Below are 26,027 nucleotides of genomic sequence, written 5' to 3'. Positions count from 1 at the left end.
AAAAGTGAAGTGGTCGCACCAAATATTATTTGGCACTGACATTCATCGGCACACTGTTGAGTTCTCAAAGAACACGCGCACATCGTCACGTTCCGGACTGTCGTCCGACCCGCTCCGAGGCAACCGTTCCAAGCTATCACATCTGATTTCAGGGACGCAAACTCGTTGCGTTCCCCGTCTCTTCTGTGAGAGCCGATCGATGCGACATCGAACATGCCTATTTCCGAACCTCTCGGTCCGGCGGGCTGTTCGGTGTCGCTCGAACGACGACTAAGTTACGCCGACGCTAACGAGCCGTCAAATCCGCTGCTCAGAGGCTCGTCAGCGTCGGCAAACAGCATCAGTCGTGGACGACGCGGACACCGGCGAAGTTCCGCTTGCCCCGGCGCAGGACGAGCCAGCTGCCGTGCAGCAGCTCTCCGTCGCGCGCGGTCCACTCCTCCGAGGAGATCCGGACGTTGTTGACCGATGCCCCGCCTTCCTTGACGGTGCGCCGTGCAGCGCCCTTGCTCTCGCACAGTCCCGACGCGACGAGCAGATCCACGATCGTGTCCGGTTCGCCGGCGTGGAGCTCGGTCACGGACGCCTCGGTCAATGCGGCCGCGAGTGTGGACTCGTCGAGGTCGCCGAGCTCCCCCCGGCCGAACAGTGCGCGACTGGCCAGTTCGACCGAGGCGGTGTTGTGCGCACCGTGGACGAGCGTCGTCATCTCTGCGGCGAGCCGCTTCTGGGCCTCGCGCGCGTGCGGACGCTCCGTGGTGGCGGTCTCGAGTTCGGCGAGTTCGTCCTTGTCGAGGAAGGTGAACCAGCGCAGGTACTTCATGACGTCGGCGTCGGCCGCGTTGACGAAGTACTGGTACCAGGCGTACGGGCTGGTCATCTCGGGGTCGAGCCACAGGCTGCCACCGCCGGTGGACTTGCCGAACTTCTTGCCGTCCGAGGAGGTCACGAGCGGGACGGTCAGCGCGTGCACGCTCGCGCCGTCGGTTCGCCGGTTGAGCTCGACGCCGGCGATGATGTTGCCCCACTGGTCGGAACCACCGACCTGCAGCGCACACCCGTGCTCGCGGCGGAGCTGCACGTAGTCGTTCGCCTGCAGCAGCATGTAGCTGAACTCGGTGTACGAGATGCCGTCGGCTTCGAGCCGGCGCTTGACTGTGTCTCGAGCGAGCATCACGTTGACCGAGAAGTGCTTGCCGATGTCGCGCAGGAAGTCGATCACCGACAGATTGCGGGTCCAGTCGAGGTTGTTCACGACCACGGCTCCCGTCCGGGAGTCGTCGAACTCGACGAACCGTTCGAGCTGTCCCCGGATCCGTCCGGCCCACTCGGCGACGGTGTCGGCGGAGTTCATGGTCCGCTCCCCCACGTCCCGTGGGTCGCCGATCATGCCGGTCGCGCCACCTGCGAGAACGATGGGCCGGTGGCCGGCGCGCTGGAAACGTTTGAGAGCGAGGAGCGGTACGAGGTGACCGGCGTGCAGGCTCGGACCGGTCGGATCGAAACCGGCATAGAGGGTGATCGGACCCTTGTCGAGTTCGCCTCGAAGTGCGTCGAGATCGGTCGATTGCGCGATGAGACCGCGCCAGGTCAGTTCGTCGAGGATGTGCTCAGTCACCGTTCGATCATCCCATCACCCGTGAGGAGCGGCGGGCGCGCGTGGGCTGCGCCGGTACGCGGAGACTCCGACGGCGCCGGGAATCCACAACCGCCACGGCCTGTCGGCGGCGACGCTGATCCCCACCCGTGGACCGCGTGCGACCTCGCCGACCAGCGGCTCTGCCGGAAGTTCCACGCGCACCCGGGCATCGGAGACGCCCACGTCGATGCCGTTGTCGGCCAGGTCGAGACCGAGGGCAGCGGCCAGATTTCCGGGGCCCCGAGCGAGGTTGGCGAACGGCGTGCCGGGGGTGCGACGGGCCCGGGCGGCCTGTTCTCCGGCGACGACCTCACCGCCCCGTAACAGCACTGCTGCGGCGGTGCCATCGGGACCGAGGGAGATGTTCGCGCAGAAGTGCAGGCCGTAGCTCCGGTAGACGTACAGATGTCCTGCGGGCCCGAACATGACGGAATTGCGCGGGGTCGGTCCTCGATACGAGTGCGCTGCCGGGTCCGGCCACGGTCCGTCCTCGGGCCCGCCGTAGGCCTCGACCTCGGTCAGCAGGACGGTGATCTCCCCTACCCGGACCGTCGCTCCGAGCAGCGCGGCGGCTGCCTCGACCGGATCGAGTCCCTCGAGCTCGCCGCGAACGGATCTGCTGCAGCGGCTCAGTCTGCACTCCATCCGGCGACACCGCGCGCGGTGAAGTCGTTGTGCTCGGCATCGGTGACCTCGCGGGCCTCGTCGACGAGGAGGACGGGAATGCCGTTCTCGATCGGATACGCCCGCCGCAGGCGGGGGTTGTAGAGGACCGCGTCGTCGACGAGAAGCAACGGCCCCTTGTCCTCGGGACAGGCCAGAATGCTCAGCAACGTGGGATCGACAGCCACGGATGTCCTTTCGAAGGGCGGAACCGAACCGGAACCAGGTTACCGCGCCCCGGCGGGCGAACCGGCCGTGCCCGCCTTCCAGGCCAGCGCGACGGCCTTGGTGAATCTCTTGTACGTCCCCGTGTCGGGGCTCAGGTACCAGGTGCGGACGGTGGGAACGGGCAATCCCTGTTCGCGCAGCCCGTCGGCCGCCGGACGATAGGACGGCCCCAAGGGGATGTCGTGCACGATGTGCACCAGATCCGGCCGTTCGTCGGGCGCAATCGCGTCGAACGCTGCGGTGATCTCTGCCGCCGTCGGTGCCCGGTTGCCCCGCAACGTGCACGCGGCCACCGCGATGTCGCGTCCGCCCACCGAGATCCCGTAGGCGACGGCGAGGTCGACGCGCGGGATCGCTTCGAGGACGTCGGTCACGCTCTGGGTGAAGACCGGACCGTGGAAGGTGGGGATCACCGTCCGTCGGCTGTCGAGCAGCCAGAAGTCGCCGTCGGCGTCGCGCCGGAACAGGTTGTCGGTGGGCACCCACACGTCGCCCGGTTCGAACACCCCGCGCATGACGCCGGTGAGCGCCGAGGCGGCGGGCCCGGGTTTGCCGAGCAGCAGTCCGACCTCACCGACCCGCGCCTCCCGCACGAACCCGCGGTCGTCCTCGACGAGTCGGCCCGCGCCGGCGTCGTAGGCGGCGAGCCGCACGTCGGCGCTGCCGGGCAGCGGCCGGCCCTTCGAGCCGATCTTCGAACCGGAGACGTTCGCGAGCACGACGTTGCCCTCGGTCGAGGCGTAGAACTCGAGCACCCGCGCAGGCTGGAACCTGTCGAGCGTGCGGCGCCACAACCCCGGTGGCATACCGGATCCGATGAACAACCGGATGGGATGGATGGCGTCGATGTGCAGCGAGGGGCTGTCGAGCACCTCACGCAACATCGCCCAGGTGTAGGTGACGACGGTGACGCCGTAGCGGTGCACCTCATCGCTGAACAGCGAGGGATTCAGCCCGCGGGACAACGCGATACGCGCTCCACCCGCCAGCGCCCCACCGAAACTGACCAGAAGACCGGACGAATGATGCAGAGGCGCAAGGCAATACATCGTGTCGCCGCGACCGAGCGAGGCGGCGGTCGCCGTACCGAAGGCCGACAGCGCCCACCGGTAGTTGGTGACCCGCCGCACCGCGAGCGTGTCGCCGCTGCCGGAGAAGAGGACGAACGCGAGCTCCCGCGCAAGACCGGGATCGGGGACGTACCACCCCGGCAGTTGCACCGACGAGATGTCGAGTCGTTCGAGATCGACGACGTCGGTGCCGGGTTCGATGTCGAGGTCGCGAACGTCGCCACCACCGAGCACCAGCACGGGCAGACCGGTCGCCACGGCCGCATCGAGGTTCTCCGGATCGGCCACGATCTTCTCGACACCGCCGAGGCGCACGGCCTCCGCGACGTCCGGTCCGGGCGGGATCAGCACGGAGACACCGCCGAGGCGGGAGATCGCGGCGACCGCGGCCATAGCACTGGGACGCACGTCCATGAGGATCCCGACGTGCATCGCGGGGCGGACGCCGTTGTCGACGAGACCGAGCACGACGTTGTCGATCCGGCGGTTCACAGCGTCGAATGTGTAGACGCGGTCCTCGAAGATGAAGCACTCCCGTTTCGGCGACTTGCGGCCGATCTCGGCGAGCAGACCCCCGACGGAGATGCGGGTGCGCGACTGGATCTGTCCGAGCCGCGCGAGCCGGGGCAACGCGCGTGCGGCCTCACCGGTGAGATCGCGTGCGCCGCGGACGGCGCCGACGGCAATCCCCGCAACTCCTCTACCGAAGTCCGTTCCCACGTCGGCGAGGGTCGCGACGGTGTGGGTGATGCGGGATGCGACCGAGACGCCGGTGCCTTCGTCCTTCGGATCGGGCACGACCATCGGCGCCATACCGACGGGACGATCACCGACTCCCTCGCGCCACTGCACCCATTCGCCGACCGAGGGCCACGTCTGCTGGCCGGCAACGCTGCCCACGACGAGCCCGAAATGCCCTGCACGCAAAGTGCATTCGTAGATCTCCGCGCGGGGTGCCGCTTTGCGGATACCGCGCACGGCGAGCGGTTGCCCGATGTCGTCGACCTCGCCGACGAACGCGAGGACGGGACAGGTGATCTCGGCGAGGCTCACCACCCGGTCGTTGACGACGAAACCGCCACTGACCATGCGATTGTGGGCGATGAACTGGCGCAGCATCTCGGCGACGGCCGGACCGGACCACGCCACCCACCCCTCGGTGTCGAGGAACCGGCGTTGCGGCTCGCGCGGCAGCAGCGCTTCCCTGTCGTGGAGCTGGAGCAGGAAGTCGATGCGCGATCGCACGGTCTTGACCGGATCGAGCAGCTGGAAGCCGGTGCGCGCCATCCATCCGGTGATCGCGAGGCGGTTGAAGACGTGGTCGGCGAGGAAGTCCGCGGAGTGGGTCGCGACGATCTCGGGGATCCCGAAGGGCAGCGCGGCGAGGGTGTCGACGGGGCTGCCGAAAGTGATCAGGCTCGCGATGCCGCGGCTGCGCCGGTACGCGGCCACCTGATAGCAGAACATTCCGCCCTGCGAGTATCCACCGAGGTGGACGTCGTGGCCGGTGTAGGCGCGCACGCGGTCGACGATCTCGTCGAGGGCGAGGAGATGATCGGTGAGGGTGCGCTTCCAGCCGCCCTCCTCCTGGTCGGGCGAACCGAAGTCCACGACCCACGGGTCGAGTCCCGCGGCGTGGAGGGTGCCGACGGCGCCGGCGTCACGGGTGACGTCGTAGACCTCGGCGGACACCATCATGGGCGGTACGAGGACGATCGGGATGCCCGTGGAAGCGGTGTCCGATTCGGGGAAGTACCGGCGGAGTCGGTACATCGCGGTGCGTTCGACGACCTGGTACGGCGAGGACGACCGGTCCGGTTCGAGGCCACCGAACCGCAGGACGTCGAGACCGTTCTGGGCGGTGGCGACGAGCCGTCGCATCGACTCGGCCACTACATCGGCGTCCAGTCCCACGGTCCGCTCCCCTCTCGACGATGTATCCGCACGGGTCCCCGGCACCTGCGGTTCTACACCGGTACCCGCTGCGTGCCGAGAGTATGTGCCAGCCTGCCACACCACCGTGACCGTCCCGGGCAACTCGGGGTGCCCGGGACGGCAGGTGGGTCAGCCGCGGACCCAGTCGCGCAACTGCACCGCGGCATCGCGCACGCGGCCGAGCTGCTCGACGACCCGCACGCCCGCGGTACCGCCACGCGCGTCGCGCGAGGCGATCGAGCCTTCGACCGTGAGCACGTCCCGCACCTGCGGGGTCAGTGCCGGATCGACACCGGCCAGTTCGTCGTCGGTGAGGTCCTCGAGGCCGACTCCGCGCCCCTCGGCGGCCCGCACGCACGCACCGGCCGCCTCGTGGGCGACGCGGAACGGTACGCCCTGCCGGACCATCCACTCGGCGATGTCGGTCGCGAGGGTGAAGCCGGCGGGAGCGAGTTCGGCCATGCGCTCGGTGTGGAAGGTCAGCGTCGAGACGAGACCGGCAATGGCCGGGAGCAGCAGCTCGAGCTGCGCCACCGAGTCGAAGACCGGCTCCTTGTCCTCCTGCAGGTCGCGGTTGTAGGCCAGCGGCTGCGCCTTGAGGGTGGCCAGCAGTCCGGTGAGGTTGCCGATGAGGCGACCGGCCTTACCGCGGGTGAGCTCGGAGACGTCCGGGTTCTTCTTCTGCGGCATGATCGACGACCCGGTCGACCATTCGTCCGCGAGGGTGACGTATCCGAACTCGGGAGTGCTCCACAGGATGACCTCCTCCGCCATGCGGGAGAGGTCGACGGCGATCTGCGCGAAGACGAAGGCCGCTTCCGCCGCGAAGTCACGAGAACTGGTCGCGTCGATGGAGTTGTCGGCCGCGGAGTCGAAGCCCAGATCGGCCGCGATCGCGTCGGGGTCGAGACCGAGCGACGATCCGGCCAGCGCACCCGACCCGTACGGCGACACCGCCGCGCGCTTGTCGAAGTCGCGCAGCCGGTCGACGTCGCGCAACAGCGGGTGTGCGTGGGCCAGCAGGTGGTGTGCGAGCAGCACGGGCTGCGCCGCCTGCAGGTGCGTCTTGCCGGGCATCACGGCATCGGGGTGGGCCGCGGCCTGGCCGGCGATCGCTTCCACCACGTCGAGGACACCGTCGGCGATGCGCCGCGCGCTGTCGCGCAGCCACATCCGGAACAGCGTCGCGACCTGGTCGTTGCGGGAGCGGCCCGCGCGGAGCCGGCCGCCGACCTCGGGACCGACCCGCTCGATGAGTCCCCGTTCGAGCGCGCCGTGCACGTCCTCGTCGGATTCGGCGGGACCGAACGCACCCGAGGCCACATCGGCGGCGAGTCGGTCGAGGCCGTCGAGCATCGTGGCGAGGTCGTCGTCGGTGAGGAGTCCGGCGCGGTGCAGGACCTTGGCATGGGCCTGCGAGGCGCGCACGTCGTACGGGGCCAGGGCCCAGTCGAAGTGCGTGGACTTGCTCAGCGCCGCCATGGCGGCGGCCGGTCCGGATGCGAACCGGCCGCCCCACAGGGCACCTTCGTTGGTGCCGTGAGCCGTCATGACTACAGGCCCAGATCGCGCTTCGCGGCGACCTTCGACGACAGGCCGTGGATCTGCACGAAGCCCTTGGCGTTGGACTGGTCGAAGCTGTCGCCCTCGTCGTAGGTGGCGAGGTTGAAATCGTAGAGCGACTCGGGGCTGCGGCGGCCGTTGACGGTGATGTGCCCACCGTGGAGCACCATGCGGATGTCGCCGGTGACGCGTTCCTGGGTGTTCGCGACGAAGGCGTCGAGGGCGGTCTTCAGCGGGGAGAACCACAGGCCGTCGTAGACCAGTTCGCTCCAGCGCTCCTCGACGCGCCGCTTGTAGCGGCCGAGTTCGCGCTCGAGGGTGACGTGCTCGAGTTCCTGGTGCGCGGTGATCAGCGCGATGGCGCCGGGTGCCTCGTAGATCTCGCGGCTCTTGATGCCGACGAGGCGGTCCTCGACCATGTCGAGACGGCCCACACCCTGGGCACCGGCGCGACGGTTGAGTTCCTGGATCGCCTCGAGGACGGTGACGTGCTTGCCGTCGATGGCGACGGGGCGGCCGGCCTCGAAGCTGACGATCAGCTCGTCGGGGGCCTGCCAGTGGGCGGTGGGATCCTCGGTGTAGTCGTAGACGTCCTTGGTGGGGGCGTTCCACAGGTCTTCGAGGAAGCCGGTCTCGACGGCGCGGCCCCACACGTTCTGATCGATGGAGAACGGCGAGCGCTTGGTGACGTTGATGGGAAGGCCGTGCTCCTCGGCGAAGGCGATGGCCTTCTCGCGGGTCCAGGCGTAGTCGCGGACCGGTGCGATGACCTGGAGGTCGGGAGCGAGGGCACCGAAGCCGACCTCGAAGCGGACCTGGTCGTTGCCCTTGCCGGTGCAGCCGTGCGAGACGACGGTGCCGCCGTGCTCGCGGGCGGCCTGCACGATGTGCTTGACGATCAGCGGGCGGCTGATGGCCGAGACCAGCGGGTAGCGATCCATGTAGAGCGCGTTGGCCTGGACGGTGGGCAGGCAGTACTCGTTGGCGAACTCGTCCTTGGCGTCGACGACGATCGATTCGACGGCACCGCAGTCGAGGGCGCGCTGACGCACGACCTCCATGTCCTCGCCACCCTGGCCGAGGTCGATGGCGACGGCGACGACCTCCTTGCCGGTCTCCTTGCCGATCCAGCTGATGGCGACGGAGGTGTCCAGCCCGCCCGAATAGGCGAGTACGACGCGTTCGGCCATTGTCTTTGTGCTCCTTTGTATTTCGACGTGCGTCTATGAGTGGTAGGTCAGGTGAGTGATTCGATTTTCGCGGCCAGTTCGGCTCCCGTCGTCGGTTCGCGGGCGATGACCGCGATGGTGTCGTCGCCGGCGATCGTTCCGACCACCTCGGGTAATGATGCCCGATCGAGTGCACTGGCCAGATAGTGCGCTGCCCCCGGCGGGGTGCGCAGCACGGCGATGTTGCCGCTCGAGTCGGTCGACACCAGCAGTTCACCGAGGAGACGGGACAGGCGGTCGGTGCCGCCGGTCACGCCGCGCACGGGGCTGCCGTCCTCCGGGACGACGTACACCCCCGCTCCCCCGTCGGCCCCGCGGAGCTTCACGGCCCCGAGTTCCTCGAGGTCGCGGGAGAGGGTGGCGGTGGACACCTCGATGCCGTCCGCGGCGAGCAGAGCGGCGAGTTCGGTGTGGCTGCGCACGGGATGTGCGGCGAGCAGAGCGACGATACGGGCCTGCCGTGCCGCGCGTGTCGGCGCGCTCGCCGCGCTGTCCGCCTGGTTCGCCGCCGTGCTCACGGTCAGCTCCGGCCCTGCTCGAGCAGCCACACGAGCAGGGCCTTCTGCGCGTGCAGGCGGTTCTCGGCCTCGTCCCACACCACCGACCGCGGCCCGTCGATGACCTCGGCGGTGATCTCCTTGCCGCGGTAGGCGGGCAGGCAGTGCAGCACGATCGAGTCGGCGTCGGCGAGGGAGACGAGCTCGTCGTTCAGTTGGAACGGCCGGAAGGGGGCCTCGCGGTCCTTGCCGTCGTCCTCCTGCCCCATCGACACCCAGGTATCGGTGACGAGCACGTCGGCGTCGGCGGCTCCGGCGCGCGGGTCGTCGGTGACGGTGACGGTGCCGCCGGTCTGCTCGGCCCGCGCGCGGGTCGCGGCGACGACCTGCGGGTCGGGGGTGAATCCGGCCGGGGACGCGATGGTCACGTGCATGCCGGCGGTGACGCCGCCGAGCATGAGCGAATGCGCCATGTTGTTCGCGCCGTCGCCGAAATAGGTCATGCGCAGCCCTGCGGTGCTGCCCTTGCGCTCGCGGACGGTCTGCAGGTCGGCGAGGACCTGGCAGGGGTGGAAGGTGTCGGTGAGCGCGTTGACGACGGGCACGGTCGAGTGCGCGGCGAGCGTCTCGATGCGGTCCTGGCCGTAGGTGCGCCACACCACCGCTTCGGTGAAGCGGGAGAACATCCGGGCGGTGTCCTCGAGGGTTTCGCCCTTACCGATCTGGGTGGCGCCGGTGTCGACGACGATGGCGTGGCCGCCCAGCTGGGCGATGCCGGCGTCGAACGAGAAGCGGGTGCGGGTGGAGGTCTTGTCGAACAGCACTGCGACGCTGAGGGGCCCTTCGAGGGGGCGGCGGGACAGCGGTGCCTTCTTGAGTTCGGCGGCGAGTTCGAGTACCTCGGTCTGTTCGGCCGGGGTGAGGTCGTCGTCGCGCAGGAAGTGGCGGAGCACGGTCAGTTTCCTTCCCGGTCGGCGGTGTCGAGGATCGCGGGCAGCGCTGTCACGAAGCTCTCGGCCTGCGGTTCGGTGAGGATCAGCGGGGGCGCGAGACGGATCACGTCGGGGGCAGCGGCGTTGACGAGGAAACCGGCCTCGCGGGCAGCGGTTTCGACGGCCGGTGCCTTCGCGGCGGTGAGGACGATGCCACGCAGCAGCCCGGACCCGCGCACGTGCGACACGAGCGGATGCCCGATGTCCTCGATGCCGGCGGCGAGGGTCTTGCCGACGGCGTCCACGTGATCGAGCAGGTTCTGTTCGTCGATCGTGCGAAGCACCGCGAGTGCCGCCGCCGCGCACACCGGGTTGCCGCCGAAGGTGGTGCCGTGCTTGCCGGGCTGGAACAGCTCGGCGGCCGGGCCGGTCGCGAGAACGGCGCCGATAGGCAGACCACCGCCGAGGCCCTTGGCGAGGGTCATCACATCGGGGGTGATTCCCGCAGCCTGGTGGGCGAAGAAGGTGCCGGTGCGGGCGATGCCGGTCTGGACCTCGTCGAGCACGAGCAGGGCGCCGCGTTCGGTGGTGAGGCGGCGCGCGCCGGCGAGATAGCCCTCGGGCGGGACGACGACGCCGGATTCGCCCATGATCGGTTCGAGGAAGACGGCGGCGGTGTTCTCGTCGATCGCGGCGTCGAGCGCGGCGAGATCGCCGTAGGGTACGAACTCGACGCCGGCGGGCATCGGCTCGAAGGGCGCACGCTTGTCGGGCTGGCCGGTGAGGGCGAGAGCGCCCATGGTGCGGCCGTGGAAGGCCTTCTCGCACGCGACGATCTTCGGCCGTCCGGTGAGCCGGGCGATCTTGAACGCCGCCTCGTTGGCCTCGGTGCCGGAGTTGCAGAAGAAGGCGCGGCCCTCGTGACCGAAGTGCGCGAGGAGTTTCTCGGCGAGTTCGAGCACCGGCGGCGAGGCGTACAGGTTCGACACGTGGCCGAGCTGGTTCAGCTGCGCGGTCACGGCCTCGATGATCGCCGGGTGACGGTGGCCGAGGCTGTTGACGGCGATGCCGCCGAGCAGATCGAGGTACTGCTTGCCGTCGGCGTCGGTGAGCACGGCGCCGTCACCGGCGACCAGGGCGACCTTGGGCACGCCGTAGTTGTTCATCAGCGAACCCGCCCAGCGCTGCTGGAGGTCGGACGTGCCGGTCATGCGGGGCCTTCCTTCTCGGAGACCGGCACCACCATGGTGCCGATGCCTTCTTCGGTGAACAGTTCGAGGAGCACGGAGTGCGCTCGGCGGCCGTCGATGACATGCGCGCTGGGCACTCCGCCCTGCACGGCACGCAGGCACGCCTCCATTTTGGGGACCATGCCGGAGTCGAGCGACGGCAGCAGCGCGGTGAGGGCATCGGCGTCGATCCGGGAGGTGAGCGAGCCGCGATCGGGCCAGTTCGTGTAGAGGCCCTCGACGTCGGTGAGCACGACCAGCTTCTCCGCGCCGAGCGCTTCGGCCAGGGCCGCTGCGGCGGTGTCGGCGTTGATGTTGTGCACCACCCCGTCGGCGTCGGGCGCGATCGTGGAGACCACGGGGATACGGCCGGCGGCGATGAGGTCGAGCACCGCACCGGGGTCGACGGCGGTGACGTCGCCGACGAGACCGATGTCGGTGTCCTCGCCGTCGACGACGACCGTGCGGCGGGTCGCGGTGAACAGCCCGGCGTCTTCGCCGGAGGTGCCGACGGCGTACGGGCCGTGGCTGTTGATCAGGCCGACGAGTTCGCGGCCGACCTGCCCGAAGAGCACCATCCGCACGACGTCCATGACCTCGGGGGTGGTGACGCGGAAGCCGCCGCGGAACTCGCCTTCGAGGCCGAGGCGCTTCAGCATGGCGTTGATCTGCGGGCCGCCGCCGTGGACCACCACGGGGTGGATGCCGACGGTGCGCAGGAACGCCATGTCGGCGGCGAAGGCGGACTTGAGGGTGTCGTCGATCATGGCGTTGCCGCCGTACTTGACGACCACGATCTTGTCGCGGAACTTCTGCAGCCACGGCAGGGCCTCGGCGAGGACGAACGCCTTCTGGTGCGAGGTGAGGTCGGCGATCAGTGCGTCGGTCACGTCGTCTCCTGTGCTCGTGCCGGTCACGACGAGTACGCCGAGTTCTCTTCGACGTAGGCGTGCGAGAGGTCGGTGGTGCGGATGGACACCTGCGCGTCGCCGAGACCGAGGTCGATGTCGAGGGCGATGTCGGCGGCGGACAGGTCGACCTCGCGGGCGCCGGGGGCGCCGACGCCGTCGATGCACACGGGATTGCCGTTGAACGACACCGAGATCTTGTCGGGGTCGAGTTCGATCGGGGCGATGCCGATGGCGGCGAGCACACGTCCCCAGTTGGGGTCGGAACCGAACAGGGCGGTCTTGACGAGGCTGTCGCGGGCGACGGTGCGCGCCCCGATCAGGGCGTCGGCCTCGCTGACGGCACCACGGACAGTGACGGTGACGCGCTTGGTGACTCCTTCGGCGTCGGCCATCATCTGCTCGGCGAGGTCGTCGCACACGGCGAGGACGGCGGCGTTCAGATCGTCCTGGCTCGGGGTGATCCCGCTGGCGCCGGAGGCCAGCAGCAGCACGGTGTCGTTGGTGGAGGTCGCGCCGTCGACGTCGAGGCGGTCGAAGGTGAGCCGGGACGCGTGGCGCAGCGCGGTGTCGAGTTGCTCGGCGGTGGCGACGGCGTCGGTGGTGACCACGCACAGCATGGTCGCCAGGGCGGGGGCGAGCATGCCGGCGCCCTTGGCCATGCCGCCGACGTTCCACTTGTCGGCGTGGTGCAGGGCAGCCTGCTTGGGCACGGTGTCGGTGGTCATGATGGCGTAGGCGGCGTCGGTGCCGCCGGAGATACCACCGGCGAGCTCGTGGACGATCTCCTGCACGCCGGAGAGCACCTTGTCCATCGGCAGGCGGTCGCCGATCAGGCCGGTCGAGCACACGGCGACCTCACCGGCCCCGGTCTCGGTGCCCCAGTTGCTCAGGGCGTCGGCGACGGCCTCGGCGGTGGCGTGGGTGTCCTGGAACCCCCCGGCGCCGGTGCATGCGTTGGCGCCGCCGGAGTTGAGGATCACCGCGCGCAGGCTGCCCGACTTCAGGACCTGCTGGGACCACAGGACGGGGGCGGCCTTGACCTTGTTCATGGTGAAGACGCCGGCGGCGGTGAGTTCGGGGCCTTCGTTGACCACGAGGGCGAGGTCCTGCCGGCCGGAGATCTTGATGCCCGCGGGGATGCCGGCGGCCCGGAATCCGGCGGGGCTGGTGACGCCCTGGCTGCGGATCAGGCGTCCCCCGGCGATCTCGGTGGCGCCGGTGTAGACGTCGTCGGCGTACTTGTTCTCGGTCACGGAGCCACTCCCACGGTGGACAGGCCGGCGGTCTCGGGCAGACCGAGCGCCAGGTTCATCGATTGCACGGCGGCACCGGCGGTGCCCTTGGTGAGGTTGTCGAGCGCGGCGACGACGACGAGCAGGCCGGCGTCGGGGTCGACGGTGACGGCGATCTGCACGGCGTTCGAGCCGACCACCGCGCCGGTGGTGGGCAGTGCACCCTCGGGCAGCAGCTGCACGAAGGGTTCGTCGGCGTAGGCCTTCTCGTAGACCGCGCGGGCCTCCGCGGCGGTCACCGTGGTCGGCGCGGTGCAGGTCGCCAGGATGCCGCGGGGCATGGGAGCGAGGACCGGGGTGAACGAGACCTTCACGTCGGTGCCGGCGAGGGCGGAGAGGTTCTGCTTGATCTCGGGGGTGTGGCGGTGGGCGCCGCCGACGCCGTAGGCACGGACCGAGCCCATGACCTCGGAGCCGAGGAGGTCGACCTTCGGGGACTTCCCGGCGCCGGAGGTGCCGGAGACCGCCACGACCTGCACGACGGGTTCGACGATGCCCGCGGCGACGGCTGGGGCGAGGGCGAGCGAGGCGGAAGTGGGATAGCAACCGGGGACCGCGATGCGGGTGGCGCCGACGAGGGCGTCGCGCTTGCCGGGCAGCTCGGGCATCCCGTAGGGCCAGGTTCCGGCGTGGTCGCTGCCGTACCAGCGTTGCCAGTCGGCGGCGTTCTCGAGCCGGAAGTCGGCACCGCAATCGATCACGACGGTGGTGTCGGGCAGCTGCGCGGCGATCACGGCGGAGTGGCCGTGCGGCAGGCCGAGGAAGACGACGTCGTGTCCGAGCAGGGTGTCGATGTCGGTGGCACCGAGCACGCGGTCGGCGAGCGGCAGCAGGTGGGGATGGAACTCACGCAGGGTGGCGCCGGCGTTGCCCCCGGCGGTGAGTGCGCCGATGACGAGGGATCCGTCCTGGCAGGCGGGATGGCCGAGGAGCAGGCGCAGGATCTCGCCGCCCGCGTAGCCGCTGGCGCCGGCCACGGCGACCCGTAGCGGCGACTCGGGGGTGGCGGTGAAGTCCGGTGAAGTACCCATACGAATGATTATGCACTCTCATGCAAATCGTTTCATACCGGGTGTCCCGTTCGGGGGGAATTCACTCCGACCGCAGTGACCGCCGGATCTCGGCGAGACGGTCGGCGGCGGCCGCCCTACGATCCTCGTACTGCTCGTCGAGCGTGCGACCCGCCCCGGTCGCACGAGCCAGTTCCTCGGCGCCGAGCGCGGTCGCCGAGCGCTGCTCGATCTTCTCACGCACCGACTCGAAGGTCGGCACCCCGTCCGCGGTGTAGCCGGTGATCTCCTCGATCGTCGGAGCACGGACACCGGTGCCGACGACTCCCGCGTCGACCTTCCCCGGGGCGACGATCTCGGCGTCGTGGACCTGCACATCGTGCGGCGTCGCCGCATCGCGCGGGGTCACGTCGGGATCGGGGCTCGGTTCCGGGTCGATCGGCGGCACGTCCGGGATGTCCGGGCCCGGCGGCACATCCGGCACCGTCGGCGTCTCCGGACCGGCCGGAGTCACGTCGGGGACGGGCTGCTCCGGCCTGTCGGGCTCCTCCGGGGACGGCACCCGGCCGTCTTCATCCTTGCTCATGCATCCAGGCTACGTCGCCCGGCTCCCGCTGCGTCCTGTTCGGCGCGAGCCTGCCTGCTCGCGCGGGCCCCGATCCGACGGTGCGCGATCGTGTCCTCGTGCCGCGAATCCACACGCTCGCCGGACACGTCCTCGACCGGGCGGGTCGCACGGTCGCCACGGTCCCGCCCGACGTGTGGCTGCCGGGCGGGGACACGCGCGTCCCCTCAGGCGCGTAGTTGCGCGCCGACCGCGGTGGCCGCGGCGGCGACGGCCGCCTCGCGGGCGGCGCTGGCCTCGTCCTCGGTGAGGGTGCGGTCTGCGGCACGGAAGCGCAGCGCGAACGCGAGCGACTTGCGGTTCTCCCCCAGCTGGGCGCCCTCGTACACGTCGAACAGGCGGATGTCCTCGAGCAGGTCGCCGCCACCGGAGCGCAACGCGCTCTCGACATCGGCGGCCGGCACGCTCGCATCGACGACGACCGCGACGTCCTGCAGGACCGCCGGGAACGGCGAGACGAGCGGGGCGGGAAGAGATTCCACGATCGGCAGGGCATCGAGATCGAGCTCGAAGGCGCAGGTGCGAGCCGGCAGCCCGGCACGCTCGATCACGGCCGGATGCAATTCTCCGGCATGACCGACGACCACACCGTCGACGAGCAGTTCGGCGCAGCGGCCGGGATGCCACGGCAGGTACTGTGCGGCGCGGCGCTCGAGGCGCACCCCCGCGGCGCGTGCCACGCTCTCCGCGGCGGCGAAGGCGTCGAAGGCATCGGCGGCCCGGCCCGGCCCCCACGGTCCGGCCGGTTCGCGCAGACCGGCGAGCACACCACCGACGTGGACGGGCTGCGCCGGCAACGACCCTTCGAGCAGCGCGATCTCGTCGTCGCTGGGGCGACGGTCCACCGGCAGGGCCTGCACCGGCGTGGTCTCCGGGGTGGGCCGGACGACCTGGGCGATCGCGTACAGCGACAGATCCCGCTGCCCGCGGGAGACGTTGCGCCCGAGGATCTCGAGCAGCCCCGGCAGCAGGGTGGTCGCCAGTTCGGGGCGGTCGGCCTCGAGCGGGTTGAGGACCTTCGTGGTCACGCGTCGCGGATCGTCGGCGTCCAGTCCCCAGATGTCGAACACACCGGCGGGCAGGAAGACGGGGGCGAGGACCTCGACGTAGCCGTCGTAGGCCAGGGCGCGGGAGACGGAGCGGCGACGCTTCTGCGGGGCCGTCAGGCCGCGCCCGGCCGGGGCGCTGGGCAGCACCGACGGGATCTGCTCGAGTCCCTCCAAACGCAGCACCTCCTCGACCAGGTCGGCGGGCTGACGCAGGTCGGGACGCCAGGTCGGCGGGGTAACCACGAGCTGGCCGTGGCCGTCCTCGCCGACGCCGACCTCGACGGTGCAGCCGATCTGCGTGAGGCGGCGGGCGGCGGTGCCGTTCGGATAACTCACCCCGGCCATACGGTCGGGCAGGTCGATGTCCATGCGGATCGTCGGGCTCTCGGTGGGCACGACGATGTCGGTGAGGGTCGGCTCGACCCGGCCACCGGCGATCTCGACGAGCAGGCTCGCGGCCCGGTCGAGCGCGGCACGGGCCACGGCCGGGTCGACGGTGCGCTCGAAGCGCTTGCCGGCCTCGCTGCTGAGCTTGTGCCGGCGGTTGCCGCGGAAGACGGCGAGCGGATCCCAGGTGGCGGCCTCGAGCAACACGTCGGTGGTCGAGTCGCTCACCTCGGTGGTGGAGCCGCCCATGATGCCGGCGAGGGAGATCACCCCGGAGTCGTCGGTGATGACGACGTCCTCGGGATCGAGGTCGCGCTCGACACCGTCGAGGGTGGTGAGTTTCTCCCCTGCCCGGGCACGCCGCACGACCAGCTCACCCCGCAAGGTCGCGGCGTCGAAGGCGTGCAGCGGCTGGCCGAGCTCGAGCATGACGTAGTTGGTCACGTCGACCGCGGGCGAGATCGGGCGGACACCGGCGGTGTGCAGGCGACGCTGCATCCACCAGGGGCTCACGGCCTTCGGGTCGATGCCGGTGACGCGGCGCGCGGCGAACCGGGTCGCGTTCGTCTCGGCCTCGAGCCGGATCGGGTAGGCCTCCCCGCCGTCGGACGGCAGCGCCGGCACACTCGCCGGATCGGCGAACTCGAGGTCGAAGCCGCACGCGAGTTCGCGAGTGAGCCCGCGGACGGAGAAGCAGTAACCGCGGTCGGGGGTGATGTTGAGTTCGATGAGGGTGTCGCCGAGGCCGAGCAGGTCGTTGGCGTCGGTGCCGGGTTCGGCACTGCCCGGTTCGAGCACGAGGATGCCGGAGTGGTCCTTGCCGATGCCCAGTTCGGACAGCGAGCAGATCATGCCGTCGGAGATGTGGCCGTAGGTCTTGCGGGAGGCGATGACGAAGTCGCCCGGGAGCACGGCGCCGGGCAGCGCCGCGACGACGAGGTCGCCCTCGGCGAAGTTACGGGCGCCGCACACGATGCCACGCGGTTCGTCCTCGCCGACGTCGACCTTGCAGAAGCGGATGGGCTTCTTGAACTCGGTGAGCTCGGTGATCTCCGCGACCCGCCCGACGACGAGGTTGTCGATGCGGGCAAGGGTCTCGACGTCCTCGACCTCGAGCCCGACCCGGACGAATCCCGCGTCGAGTTCCTCGGCGGTGACGTCCCACTCCGGGGTGGCGCGCTGCAGGATCTCGGTCAGCCAGGACTGCGCTACTCGCACTTGTGCTCAGCTCTTTCGTTCGGTCGTCGGTGGAGTCGGGGTGGGGAGAGGGCTCTCAGCCCTGCACACCGAACGGCAGGGTGAAGCGGACGTCGCCCTCGACGATGTCGCGCATGTCGGGGATGCCGTTGCGGAACTGCAGGGTGCGTTCGAGACCCATACCGAAGGCGAACCCGGTGTAGACGTCGGGATCGATGCCCGAGGCCCGGAGCACGTTGGGGTTGACCATGCCGCAGCCGCCCCATTCGACCCAGCCGGCACCGCCCTTCTTGTTCGGGAACCACACGTCGACCTCGGCGGACGGTTCGGTGAACGGGAAGTAGTTCGGTCGCATCCGGGTGCGGGTCTCCGGCCCGAACAGTGCCCGCGCGAACGCGTCGAGGGTGCCGCGCAGATGCGCCATGGTCAGACCCTTGTCCACCGCGAGACCTTCGACCTGCGAGAAGACCGGCGTATGGGTGGCATCGAGTTCGTCGGTGCGGAAGGTACGGCCCGGGCACACGACGTAGATCGGGATGTCGCGGTGCAGCATGGTGCGGACCTGCACGGGCGAGGTGTGGGTGCGCAGCACCTGCCGCGAACCTTCCGGGGCGATGTGGAAGGTGTCCTGCATCGTGCGTGCCGGATGGTCGGGCAGGAAGTTCAGGGCGTCGAAGTTGAAGTGCTCGGTCTCGACCTCGGGGCCTTCGGCGACCTCCCAGCCCATCGCGACGAAGACGTCGGCGATCTCGTCGGAGATGATCGAGATCGGGTGCCGGGCGCCGAGCGCGCTGCGGGTCGCGGGCAGGGTGACGTCGACGGCCTCGGCGACGAGGACCGCGGCATCACGTTCGGCCTGCAACGCCGCCTTGCGGTCGTCGAAGGCGGCCTGCACCGCCGTGCGGTGCGCGTTGACCCGCTTGCCGGCGTCGGCGCGTTCGTTGCCGGGCAGCGAGCCCAGGGCACGCTTCGCGAGGGAGAGGGGCGCCTTGTCGCCGAGGTGGTCGATCTTCGCCTGGGCGAGTGCGTCGAGGTCGGTCGCAGCGGCGAATGCGTCGATCGCGGACTTCTCGGCGGCGGTGAGCGCGTCCTCGGTCAGAGCGCTCGGATCGACTGCCGGCGGGGTGCCGCCCTCTTTCTTGGCCACGACCGGTGCATCTCCTTCTTCGGACGAACGGGTGATCTCTCCAGGCGCGGTGCGGGCCGGAGTCCGCGGCGCACCGGAGGAAATCCTATGTGATGGGCCGAGCGGCCCGATGTTGCACCCGCGCGCTCGCATACAGGCAGATCGAGGCGGCGGTGGCGAGGTTGAGCGATTCGGCGCGTCCGCGAATGGGGATTCGGACGCGATGGTCGGCGCGGGCGGCGACCTGCGGGTCGAGTCCGTGGGCCTCGTTGCCGAACAGCCACGCAGTGGGGGCGGCGAGCAGGTCGTCGGCGTCGTCGAGGTCGATCTCGCCGTCGGCGGCGGTCGCAAGGATCTGCACGCCGGCGTCGGTGAGGGCGGCCAGGACCCGGTCGGTGTCGCGTTCGCGGGCGACCGGCAGGTGAAAGATGCTGCCGGCCGAGGAGCGCACGCACTTGCCGTTGTGCGGGTCGACGCTGTCGCCGGCGAGCACCACGGCGTCGGCGCCGACCGCGTCGGACACGCGAATGAGGGTGCCGGCGTTGCCGGGCTCGGCGACGGCGACCGGCACGGCGAGCAGCCGCGACCGGGACGTCACCGCTTCGGCGAGCGGCACGTCGAGGGTGTCGCACACGGCGACGAGACCGGGTGGGGTCACGGTGTCGGACAGCCGGGCGGCGGCGCGTTCGGTGACGATCCCCACGCGCACACCGCGACCGCGCGCGTCGTCGACGAGTCGGCCGTAGCGACCGGCGGCGGCCTCGGTGACGAACAACTCGTGCACCCGTGCGGCGGCGAGCGCTTCGGTGACGGAGTTCTCACCCTCGGCGAGGAACCGACCGGTCTTGCGACGCTCGGCGGTCCGGAGCAGTTTCACAGCAGAAACGACCCGTGGGGTGCGCTCGGTGAGCGTGTCCACGGGCCGTTCCTGGAGATTGTCGTTGCTCAGGGCAGCACTCAGGCAGCCGGAGCGTTGACGTCGGCCGGCAGTGCAGCCTTGGCGACGGCGACGAGACCGGCGAAGGCCTCGGCGTCGGAGACGGCGAGCTCGGCGAGAATCTTGCGGTCGACCTCGACACCGGCGGCCTTGAGGCCCTGGATGAAGCGGTTGTAGGTGATGTCGTTGGCGCGGGCAGCAGCGTTGATGCGGCTGATCCACAGCTTGCGGAAATCTCCCTTGCGGGCGCGACGGTCGCGGTATGCGTAGGTCAGCGAGTGGAGCTGCTGCTCCTTGGCCTTGCGGTACAGGCGCGAGCGCTGTCCGCGGTAGCCCTTCGAGGCCTCGAGAATCGAACGACGCTTCTTCTGGGCGTTGACGGCCCTCTTCACGCGTGCCACTGGTTATGTCCTGTCAGAGTTCGGGGGACGAGATGTCCGTCCCCGGGTGGATCGGTCGGAGAGGCTCAGAGCCCGAGCATGCGCTTGACGCGCGGGGTGTCGGCGTCGGAGACGACGGCCTTGCCGTCGAGACGACGCGTCACCCGCGAGGACTTGTGCTCGAGCAGGTGGCGGCGACCCGCCTTCTGGCGCAGGACCTTTCCGCTACCGGACACCTTGAATCGCTTCGCGGTGCCGCTGTGGGTCTTCGACTTGGGCATGGAGTCCTCAGTTCTTGTCGTGTGCGTACATCGGTGCTCACGGACAGCACCGGATGTGCTGCCTGAGCGGGCTAGTTGCTCGGGGCGTCGCCCGTCTCGGGAGCCGGCGCGGCCTCCGTGGACGGGGCGGCGGAGGCTGCCGGGCGCGGAGCGGCCTGCGCCGGTGCGGCCTGCGCGGCTTCCTGAGCCTTCGCGCGGGTCTTCGCACCCTTGTGCGGGGCCAGCACCATGGTCATGTTCCGGCCGTCCTGCTTCGGACTGGTCTCGATGAAGCCGAGCTCGGCGACATCGGCGCCGAGGCGCTGCAGCAACCGGAATCCGAGTTCGGGGCGCGACTGCTCGCGGCCACGAAACATGATGGTGACCTTGACCTTCGAACCGGCTTCGAGGAAGCGCACGACGTTGCGCTTCTTGGTCTCGTAGTCGTGGTCGTCGATCTTCGGGCGGAGCTTCTGCTCCTTGATCACGGTCTGCTGCTGGTTCTTGCGCGATTCGCGCGCCTTCTGCGCGGCTTCGTACTTGAACTTGCCGTAGTCCATGATCTTGCAGACCGGCGGCCGGGCGTCGGGTGCCACCTCGACGAGGTCGAGGTCGGCTTCGATTGCCAGGCGGAGGGCATCTTCAACACGCACGATTCCGACCTGTTCACCGCCGGGTCCGACGAGTCGGACCTCGGGAACTCGGATGCGTTCGTTGATGCGGGTCTCAGCGCTGATGGGGCCTCCTAGGTAGAGCGGTGTGGTCGGTCTGACCGCACCGCAGCACGTGGCCCTACTCCTCGACAAGAAGACCCCGCTGTGGTGCCGAGGCTCCACACGGGGTCCGATACCGACCGGTCGACGGCACCCAGCTCGCGCTGCGTGATCCGCACCGCCCGATGAAGGGCGGACATCCGGGGCATGCGCACCCGGGGGACCGGACCCCTGAGCTGCATCGATGTGCCGCCAGAGGTGGGAGTCGGACTCCACTTTGCTGCCCACGGAGGATCACCGCGGGCGGTCGTGCGGTCCAGTCTAACAAAAATGCACGTCGGCGACGAATCGGGGAATCCGCGCCCCACCCGCGCCATCGGCGACGAGCGAAGCGACCCTATGCTCATCGCTATGACGGACGCTCCCGAGACCCCCGATCAGGATGCTGCGGCACAGGATGTGCGCGAGCTCGCCGACATTCCGGCCGTCGAGGTGATCAGCCGCGCAGCCGTGATGCTGATGAGTTCGGCTGCCGAGAAGCTCGGTCTCGCCGACGAGGATCCGGACAGCAGCGCACGACGTGACCTCGACGAGGCTCGCCGCGTGATCACGGCCCTCGCCGGACTGATCACCTCGTCGGTGGAATATCTCGGTCCGCACGCCGGCCCGCTGCGCGAAGGACTGCAGGCACTGCAGCGCGCCTTCCGCGAGGCATCCGCGGTGCCCGACGAACCGGGCAAGGGCCCGGGCGAGAAGTACACCGGCCCGGTCTACTGATCCGACGCGGCACCGGTTCCGACCCCACTTCCGACTCCCACGACCGGATCCGCCCGCCGTCGCGGCGGGCGGATCGGGTCGTCAGCTCGCGGCAGCCACCTTCTTCGTGGTGGTCTTGGCCTTTGCGGTCGTCTTCGTCCCGGCAGTCTTCGTCCCGGCAGTCTTCGTCCCGGCAGTCTTCGTCGCGGTGGTCTTCGCCTTCGCGGCGCGCTTGCGTGCCGGAGCGCGAGTGGGCGCGGCGGCCCGGCCGTCGAGGATCTCCGCAAGGAAGCGTCCGGTGTAGCTCGCCTCCACCGTGACGACCTCGTCCGGGGTGCCCTGCGCAACCACCGTGCCGCCCCCGGAGCCGCCCTCCGGACCCATGTCGATGATCCAGTCGGCGGTCTTGATGACGTCGAGGTTGTGCTCGATGACGATCACGCTGTTGCCCTTGTCGACCAGACCGTTGATGACCCCGAGCAGTTTGCGGATGTCCTCGAAGTGCAGGCCCGTGGTGGGCTCGTCGAGGATGTAGGCGGTACGCCCGTTGGAGCGCTTCTGCAGTTCGGCGGCGAGCTTGACGCGCTGCGCCTCACCACCGGACAGGGTCGTCGCCGGCTGGCCGAGGCGGACGTAGCCGAGACCGACCTCCACCAGCGTATTGAGGTAGCGGTGGATGGAGGTGACCGGCTGGAAGAACTCGGCGGCCTCCTCGATCGACATGTCGAGCACCTCGGCGATGGTCTTGCCCTTGTAGTGCACCTCGAGCGTCTCGCGGTTGTAGCGGGCGCCGTGGCACACCTCGCACGGCACGTACACGTCGGGCAGGAAGTTCATCTCGATCTTCAACGTGCCGTCGCCCGAGCACGCCTCGCACCGGCCGCCCTTGACGTTGAAGGAGAACCGGCCCGGCTGGTAGCCGCGCACCTTCGCCTCGGTGGTGGACGCGAACAGGGTACGGATCTTGTCGAACACCCCTGTGTAGGTAGCCGGGTTGGAACGCGGCGTGCGGCCGATCGGCGACTGGTCGACCTGGACGAGCTTGTCGAGCTGGTCGAGTCCGTTGATGCGGGTGTGCCGTCCCGGCACCTGTCGCGCGCCGTTGAGCTTGTTGGCCATCACGGTGGCGAGGATGTCGTTGACGAGCGTCGACTTCCCGGAGCCGGAGACACCGGTGATGCAGGTGAGCACGCCGAGCGGGAACGACACGTCGATCTCGCGCAGGTTGTTCTCGCGGGCACCGACGACGGTGACCTGCCGCCCCTTGTCGACGGGCCGGCGAACCGCCGGAATCTCGATCTCCTCACGCCCGGACAGATAGGCCCCGGTGAGCGAGTCGGGATTGTCGAGCAGCTCCTTGTAGGTGCCGCTGTGCACGACCTTGCCACCGTGCTCACCCGCGCGGGGGCCGATGTCGACGACCCAGTCGGAGGCGCGGACGGTGTCCTCGTCGTGTTCGACGACGATGAGAGTGTTGCCGAGATCGCGCAGCCGGGTGAGGGTGTCGATGAGGCGACGGTTGTCGCGCTGGTGCAGACCGATGGACGGCTCGTCGAGCACGTACAGCACGCCGACGAGACCGGAGCCGATCTGGGTGGCGAGACGGATACGTTGCGCTTCACCGCCGGAGAGGGTGCCCGCCGCGCGCGACAGGGTGAGGTAGTCGAGTCCGACGTCGAGCAGGAAGCCGAGCCGGGCCTGGATCTCCTTGAGGACCTGCCCGGCGATGGCTGCCTCCCGCGTGCCCAGGACGAGACCGTCGAGGAAGCGCGCGCACTCGGCGATCGACAAATCGCTCACCTCGGCGATGGACATCGCGCCGAAGTCGCCCGCGCTGACCGTCACGGCCAGGATCTCGGGGCGCAACCGCGCACCGGCGCAGGCCGGACACGGGATCTCCCGCATATAGCCTTCGTAGCGTTCCTTGGCCTGGTCGGATTCGGATTGTTCGAGGCGGCGGTGCAGGAACGGCATGACGCCTTCGAATTCGGCGTAGTACGAGCGGACGCGGCCGTAGCGGTTCTTGTATCGCACGTGCACCTGCTCGGTGCTGCCTTCCAGCACGGCCTTGCGCACCTTGGCGGGCAGCTTCCGCCACGGGGTGTCGATGTCGAATCCGAGCGCATCGGCCAGACCGGACAGCAACCGGCCGAAGTACTCGGCGCTCTGGCCCATCGACCACGGGGCGATCGCGCCGTCGGCCAGGCTCAGATCCGGGTCGGGAACGACGAGATCGGGGTCGACCTCCTTGCGCACGCCCAGGCCGGCGCACTCGGGGCACGCACCGTACGGCGAGTTGAACGAGAACGACCGTGGTTCGAGTTCGTCGATGGACAGCGGGTGCGAGTTGGGGCACGCGAGCGTCTCGGAGAACCGGCGTTCGCGGTCGGGTGCGTCCTCCTCGCGATCGACGAAGTCGAGCACGACGACCCCTTCGGCGAGCCGGAGCGCGGTCTCGATGGAGTCGGTGAGGCGCTGCTGCGCGCTGGGCTTGACGGCGAGGCGGTCGACGACGACCTCGATGTCGTGCTTCTCCTGCTTCTTGAGCTTCGGCGGATCGGACAGGGTGTGGACCACCCCGTCGACACGCACGCGGGAGTAACCCTGGATGGTGAGCTGCTCGAACAGGTCGACGAACTCGCCCTTGCGGGTACGCACGACGGGCGCGAGGACCTGGAAGCGGGCACCGGGCTCCATCTCGAGCACCTGGTCGACGATCTGCTGCGGCGTCTGCCGGGAGATCTGCTCACCGCACACCGGACAGTGCGGGGTTCCGGCGCGGGCGTAGAGCAGACGCAGGTAGTCGTAGACCTCGGTGATGGTGCCGACGGTGGACCGCGGGTTGCGGTTGGTGGACTTCTGGTCGATCGACACCGCGGGCGAAAGACCCTCGATGAAATCGACGTCCGGCTTGTCCATCTGCCCGAGGAACTGACGGGCATAGGCCGACAGAGACTCGACATAGCGCCGTTGCCCCTCGGCGAAGATGGTGTCGAACGCGAGGCTCGACTTGCCCGAACCCGACAGTCCGGTGAACACGATCAGACTGTCGCGCGGCAGATCCAGGTCGACACCACGCAGGTTGTGTTCCCTGGCTCCTCGCACGATCAGGCGGTCTGCCACGCCACATCCTTCCTGTAGACAAGGCCGCAGTTCGGCCCTCAGCCATGGTAGGCGCGGGTACCGACACGTTTCCGTGCCGAAGAACCACGCCCCGTCGACGAACCACGCGTCCGGTGCTCATGCGCGCGCACGCGAAGGTAGGTTGACTGCATGACGCAGCAGCCCGTGATCATCGAGGACACCTACACCGGCGACGTCACTCCCGGCGGACCCGCGCAACGCCGAAGGATTCCCGGAGCGAGCATCGTCAAACTCGCCGTCGGCGAGATGAACAACAACACCTATCTCGTCACCGACGACACGACCGGCAAGTCCGTGTTCATCGATGCCGCAAACGAACCCGAACGACTCGTGCAGTTCCTCCGCGACAACGCACCGGAACTCGAGCTGATCGTCACCACCCACCAGCACTGGGATCACTGGCAGGGCCTCGAGCGGGTGGCCGCGGCGACCGGTGTGCCGACGGCGGCGCACGAGCTCGATGCCGCTCCCCTGCCGGTGACGCCCGAGCGGATCCTGACCGAGGGCGACACCGTGCAGATCGGTGAGCTGAATCTCGAGGTGATCCACCTCTCAGGACACACCCCGGGGTCGGTCGCACTGGTCCTCACGGAACAGGGCACGGGCCGCGCGCACATCTTCACCGGCGACTCCCTGTTCCCCGGCGGGGTCGGCAAGACCCCGGACGACGATGCATTCCGCTCTCTGCTCGGCGACGTCGAGGCGAAGATCTTCGACCGGTTCGACGACGAGACGATCTTCTATCCCGGGCACGGCAAGGACTCGACCCTCGGAGCCGAGCGTCCGCATCTCGGAGAGTGGCGTGAGCGCGGCTGGTGATCTGTTCTGCATACAGGAACTCTCCGATGACGGACACCCCAGCCGACGCCGTCTGGCACGGGGGGTCGAAGCCGCCCTGAGCCCGGAGGTGTGCAACCGCCTCGACCGAGACAAGACAACACTGCTCGACGAGCAGCCGGCCCGCTCGATCGAGGCACGCATCCGGCCTGAATCGTCAAGGGGATTGCGCCATCCCAGTACCGAGATCCTGTCGGAGATCCCGACCGGCATCCTGCGGTACCCGATCCCCGGTATGTACGGAGGCTTCTCGATCGAGCCGATGCGCGGTTGTTTGTTCGTCGGAAGTTCCAGTCGTACGGGAGCCGATTCGGGCGAATCACATGTGGTGACCACCTCCGGATTCCTGCTGGTGGAGGAATCCGAGTGAAGCGATGGACGCTACGGTCACCCAGGAGCATGCGTACCGGTCATTGAG

The 26,027-nt window shown here is 69.3% G+C and carries 23 protein-coding genes; 3 read left to right on the top strand and 20 right to left on the bottom strand.

The features are described from left to right. Positions 1–340: 340 nt before the first annotated feature. The 19 genes from tyrS to infC all read right to left on the bottom strand — a co-directional run bounded on the left by tyrS (position 341) and on the right by infC (position 20,965). Positions 341–1,618 (bottom strand): tyrosine--tRNA ligase, encoded by a 1,278-nt coding sequence (gene tyrS, locus PV766_RS21150; RefSeq protein WP_016934278.1) that lies wholly within the window; start codon positions 1,616–1,618, stop codon positions 341–343. Positions 1,619–1,633: 15 nt separating this feature from the next. Continuing rightward, positions 1,634–2,284: a DNA-3-methyladenine glycosylase gene (locus PV766_RS21145; RefSeq protein WP_421097802.1), complete on the bottom strand. Its 651-nt coding sequence runs from the start codon at positions 2,282–2,284 to the stop codon at positions 1,634–1,636. Further along, the gene (locus tag PV766_RS21140; protein ID WP_016934280.1) at positions 2,269–2,490 is read right to left on the bottom strand and encodes a Trm112 family protein; all 222 of its coding nucleotides are present in this window, start codon (positions 2,488–2,490) and stop codon (positions 2,269–2,271) included. The genes PV766_RS21145 and PV766_RS21140 overlap by 16 nt, the downstream gene beginning before the upstream one ends. Positions 2,491–2,529: 39 nt before the next feature. After that, positions 2,530–5,514, bottom strand: coding sequence for an AMP-binding protein (locus tag PV766_RS21135; RefSeq protein WP_129976036.1), 2,985 nt, complete (start codon positions 5,512–5,514; stop codon positions 2,530–2,532). Between the two features lie 150 nt (positions 5,515–5,664). Then, positions 5,665–7,086: an argininosuccinate lyase gene (argH, locus tag PV766_RS21130; protein ID WP_421097801.1), complete on the bottom strand. Its 1,422-nt coding sequence runs from the start codon at positions 7,084–7,086 to the stop codon at positions 5,665–5,667. Positions 7,087–7,088: 2 nt separating this feature from the next. Continuing rightward, the gene (locus tag PV766_RS21125) at positions 7,089–8,288 is read right to left on the bottom strand and encodes an argininosuccinate synthase (RefSeq protein WP_064064217.1); all 1,200 of its coding nucleotides are present in this window, start codon (positions 8,286–8,288) and stop codon (positions 7,089–7,091) included. A gap of 47 nt (positions 8,289–8,335) precedes the next feature. Continuing rightward, the gene (locus PV766_RS21120) at positions 8,336–8,923 is read right to left on the bottom strand and encodes an arginine repressor (RefSeq protein ID WP_421097800.1); all 588 of its coding nucleotides are present in this window, start codon (positions 8,921–8,923) and stop codon (positions 8,336–8,338) included. Further along, the gene (gene argF, locus PV766_RS21115; protein ID WP_421097799.1) at positions 8,848–9,777 is read right to left on the bottom strand and encodes an ornithine carbamoyltransferase; all 930 of its coding nucleotides are present in this window, start codon (positions 9,775–9,777) and stop codon (positions 8,848–8,850) included. Before argF ends, PV766_RS21120 begins: the two co-directional genes overlap by 76 nt. 2 nt (positions 9,778–9,779) lie before the next feature. Next, positions 9,780–10,967, bottom strand: coding sequence for an acetylornithine transaminase (locus tag PV766_RS21110; RefSeq protein WP_421097798.1), 1,188 nt, complete (start codon positions 10,965–10,967; stop codon positions 9,780–9,782). Continuing rightward, complete coding sequence (argB, locus tag PV766_RS21105; RefSeq protein ID WP_016934580.1) at positions 10,964–11,902, bottom strand: acetylglutamate kinase; 939 nt, start codon at positions 11,900–11,902, stop codon at positions 10,964–10,966. Before argB ends, PV766_RS21110 begins: the two co-directional genes overlap by 4 nt. Continuing rightward, positions 11,899–13,149, bottom strand: a complete 1,251-nt coding sequence (gene argJ / locus PV766_RS21100) for a bifunctional glutamate N-acetyltransferase/amino-acid acetyltransferase ArgJ (protein WP_064064219.1) — start codon at positions 13,147–13,149, stop codon at positions 11,899–11,901. Before argJ ends, argB begins: the two co-directional genes overlap by 4 nt. Continuing rightward, positions 13,146–14,219, bottom strand: a complete 1,074-nt coding sequence (gene argC, locus PV766_RS21095; RefSeq protein ID WP_129976044.1) for an N-acetyl-gamma-glutamyl-phosphate reductase — start codon at positions 14,217–14,219, stop codon at positions 13,146–13,148. The genes argJ and argC overlap by 4 nt, the downstream gene beginning before the upstream one ends. Positions 14,220–14,280: 61 nt before the next feature. Continuing rightward, positions 14,281–14,784 carry a PspA/IM30 family protein gene (locus PV766_RS21090; RefSeq protein ID WP_064064221.1) on the bottom strand — a complete coding sequence of 168 codons (504 nt, stop codon included), beginning with the start codon at positions 14,782–14,784 and terminating at the stop codon, positions 14,281–14,283. Positions 14,785–14,990: 206 nt separating this feature from the next. Beyond that, positions 14,991–17,477, bottom strand: coding sequence for a phenylalanine--tRNA ligase subunit beta (gene pheT / locus PV766_RS21085; protein ID WP_421097797.1), 2,487 nt, complete (start codon positions 17,475–17,477; stop codon positions 14,991–14,993). A 55-nt stretch (positions 17,478–17,532) separates the two neighbouring features. After that, positions 17,533–18,603: a phenylalanine--tRNA ligase subunit alpha gene (gene pheS / locus PV766_RS21080; RefSeq protein WP_064064223.1), complete on the bottom strand. Its 1,071-nt coding sequence runs from the start codon at positions 18,601–18,603 to the stop codon at positions 17,533–17,535. 85 nt (positions 18,604–18,688) lie between these two features. Beyond that, positions 18,689–19,501: a TrmH family RNA methyltransferase gene (locus PV766_RS21075; RefSeq protein WP_016935461.1), complete on the bottom strand. Its 813-nt coding sequence runs from the start codon at positions 19,499–19,501 to the stop codon at positions 18,689–18,691. 38 nt (positions 19,502–19,539) lie between these two features. Next, the gene (gene rplT, locus PV766_RS21070; RefSeq protein WP_006553977.1) at positions 19,540–19,920 is read right to left on the bottom strand and encodes a 50S ribosomal protein L20; all 381 of its coding nucleotides are present in this window, start codon (positions 19,918–19,920) and stop codon (positions 19,540–19,542) included. 65 nt (positions 19,921–19,985) lie between these two features. Beyond that, positions 19,986–20,180 (bottom strand): 50S ribosomal protein L35, encoded by a 195-nt coding sequence (gene rpmI / locus PV766_RS21065; protein WP_016935462.1) that lies wholly within the window; start codon positions 20,178–20,180, stop codon positions 19,986–19,988. 71 nt (positions 20,181–20,251) lie between these two features. Next, positions 20,252–20,965: a translation initiation factor IF-3 gene (gene infC / locus PV766_RS21060; protein ID WP_084421781.1), complete on the bottom strand. Its 714-nt coding sequence runs from the start codon at positions 20,963–20,965 to the stop codon at positions 20,252–20,254. A gap of 318 nt (positions 20,966–21,283) precedes the next feature. On the opposite strand from infC, the gene PV766_RS21055 reads away from it, so the two are divergent. Further along, positions 21,284–21,649, top strand: a complete 366-nt coding sequence (locus PV766_RS21055) for a DUF1844 domain-containing protein (RefSeq protein WP_026003566.1) — start codon at positions 21,284–21,286, stop codon at positions 21,647–21,649. 81 nt (positions 21,650–21,730) lie between these two features. On the opposite strand, the gene uvrA is transcribed toward PV766_RS21055, so the two are convergent. Beyond that, positions 21,731–24,751, bottom strand: a complete 3,021-nt coding sequence (gene uvrA / locus PV766_RS21050; RefSeq protein ID WP_421097796.1) for an excinuclease ABC subunit UvrA — start codon at positions 24,749–24,751, stop codon at positions 21,731–21,733. A 150-nt stretch (positions 24,752–24,901) separates the two neighbouring features. On the opposite strand from uvrA, the gene PV766_RS21045 reads away from it, so the two are divergent. Then, on the top strand, positions 24,902–25,591 hold the full coding sequence (locus PV766_RS21045) for an MBL fold metallo-hydrolase (RefSeq protein WP_016934935.1): 690 nt from the start codon (positions 24,902–24,904) through the stop codon (positions 25,589–25,591). Then, positions 25,575–25,979: a hypothetical protein gene (locus PV766_RS21040; RefSeq protein ID WP_421097795.1), complete on the top strand. Its 405-nt coding sequence runs from the start codon at positions 25,575–25,577 to the stop codon at positions 25,977–25,979. The genes PV766_RS21045 and PV766_RS21040 overlap by 17 nt, the downstream gene beginning before the upstream one ends. The last annotated feature ends 48 nt before the right edge of the window (positions 25,980–26,027 follow it).

The sequence above is a fragment of the Rhodococcus sp. As11 genome (genome assembly GCF_048957735.1).
Taxonomy (GTDB): domain Bacteria; phylum Actinomycetota; class Actinomycetes; order Mycobacteriales; family Mycobacteriaceae; genus Rhodococcus; species Rhodococcus gordoniae.
Note: the sequence above shows the minus strand (reverse complement) of the source record. Positions and strands in the feature narration are given on the sequence as shown.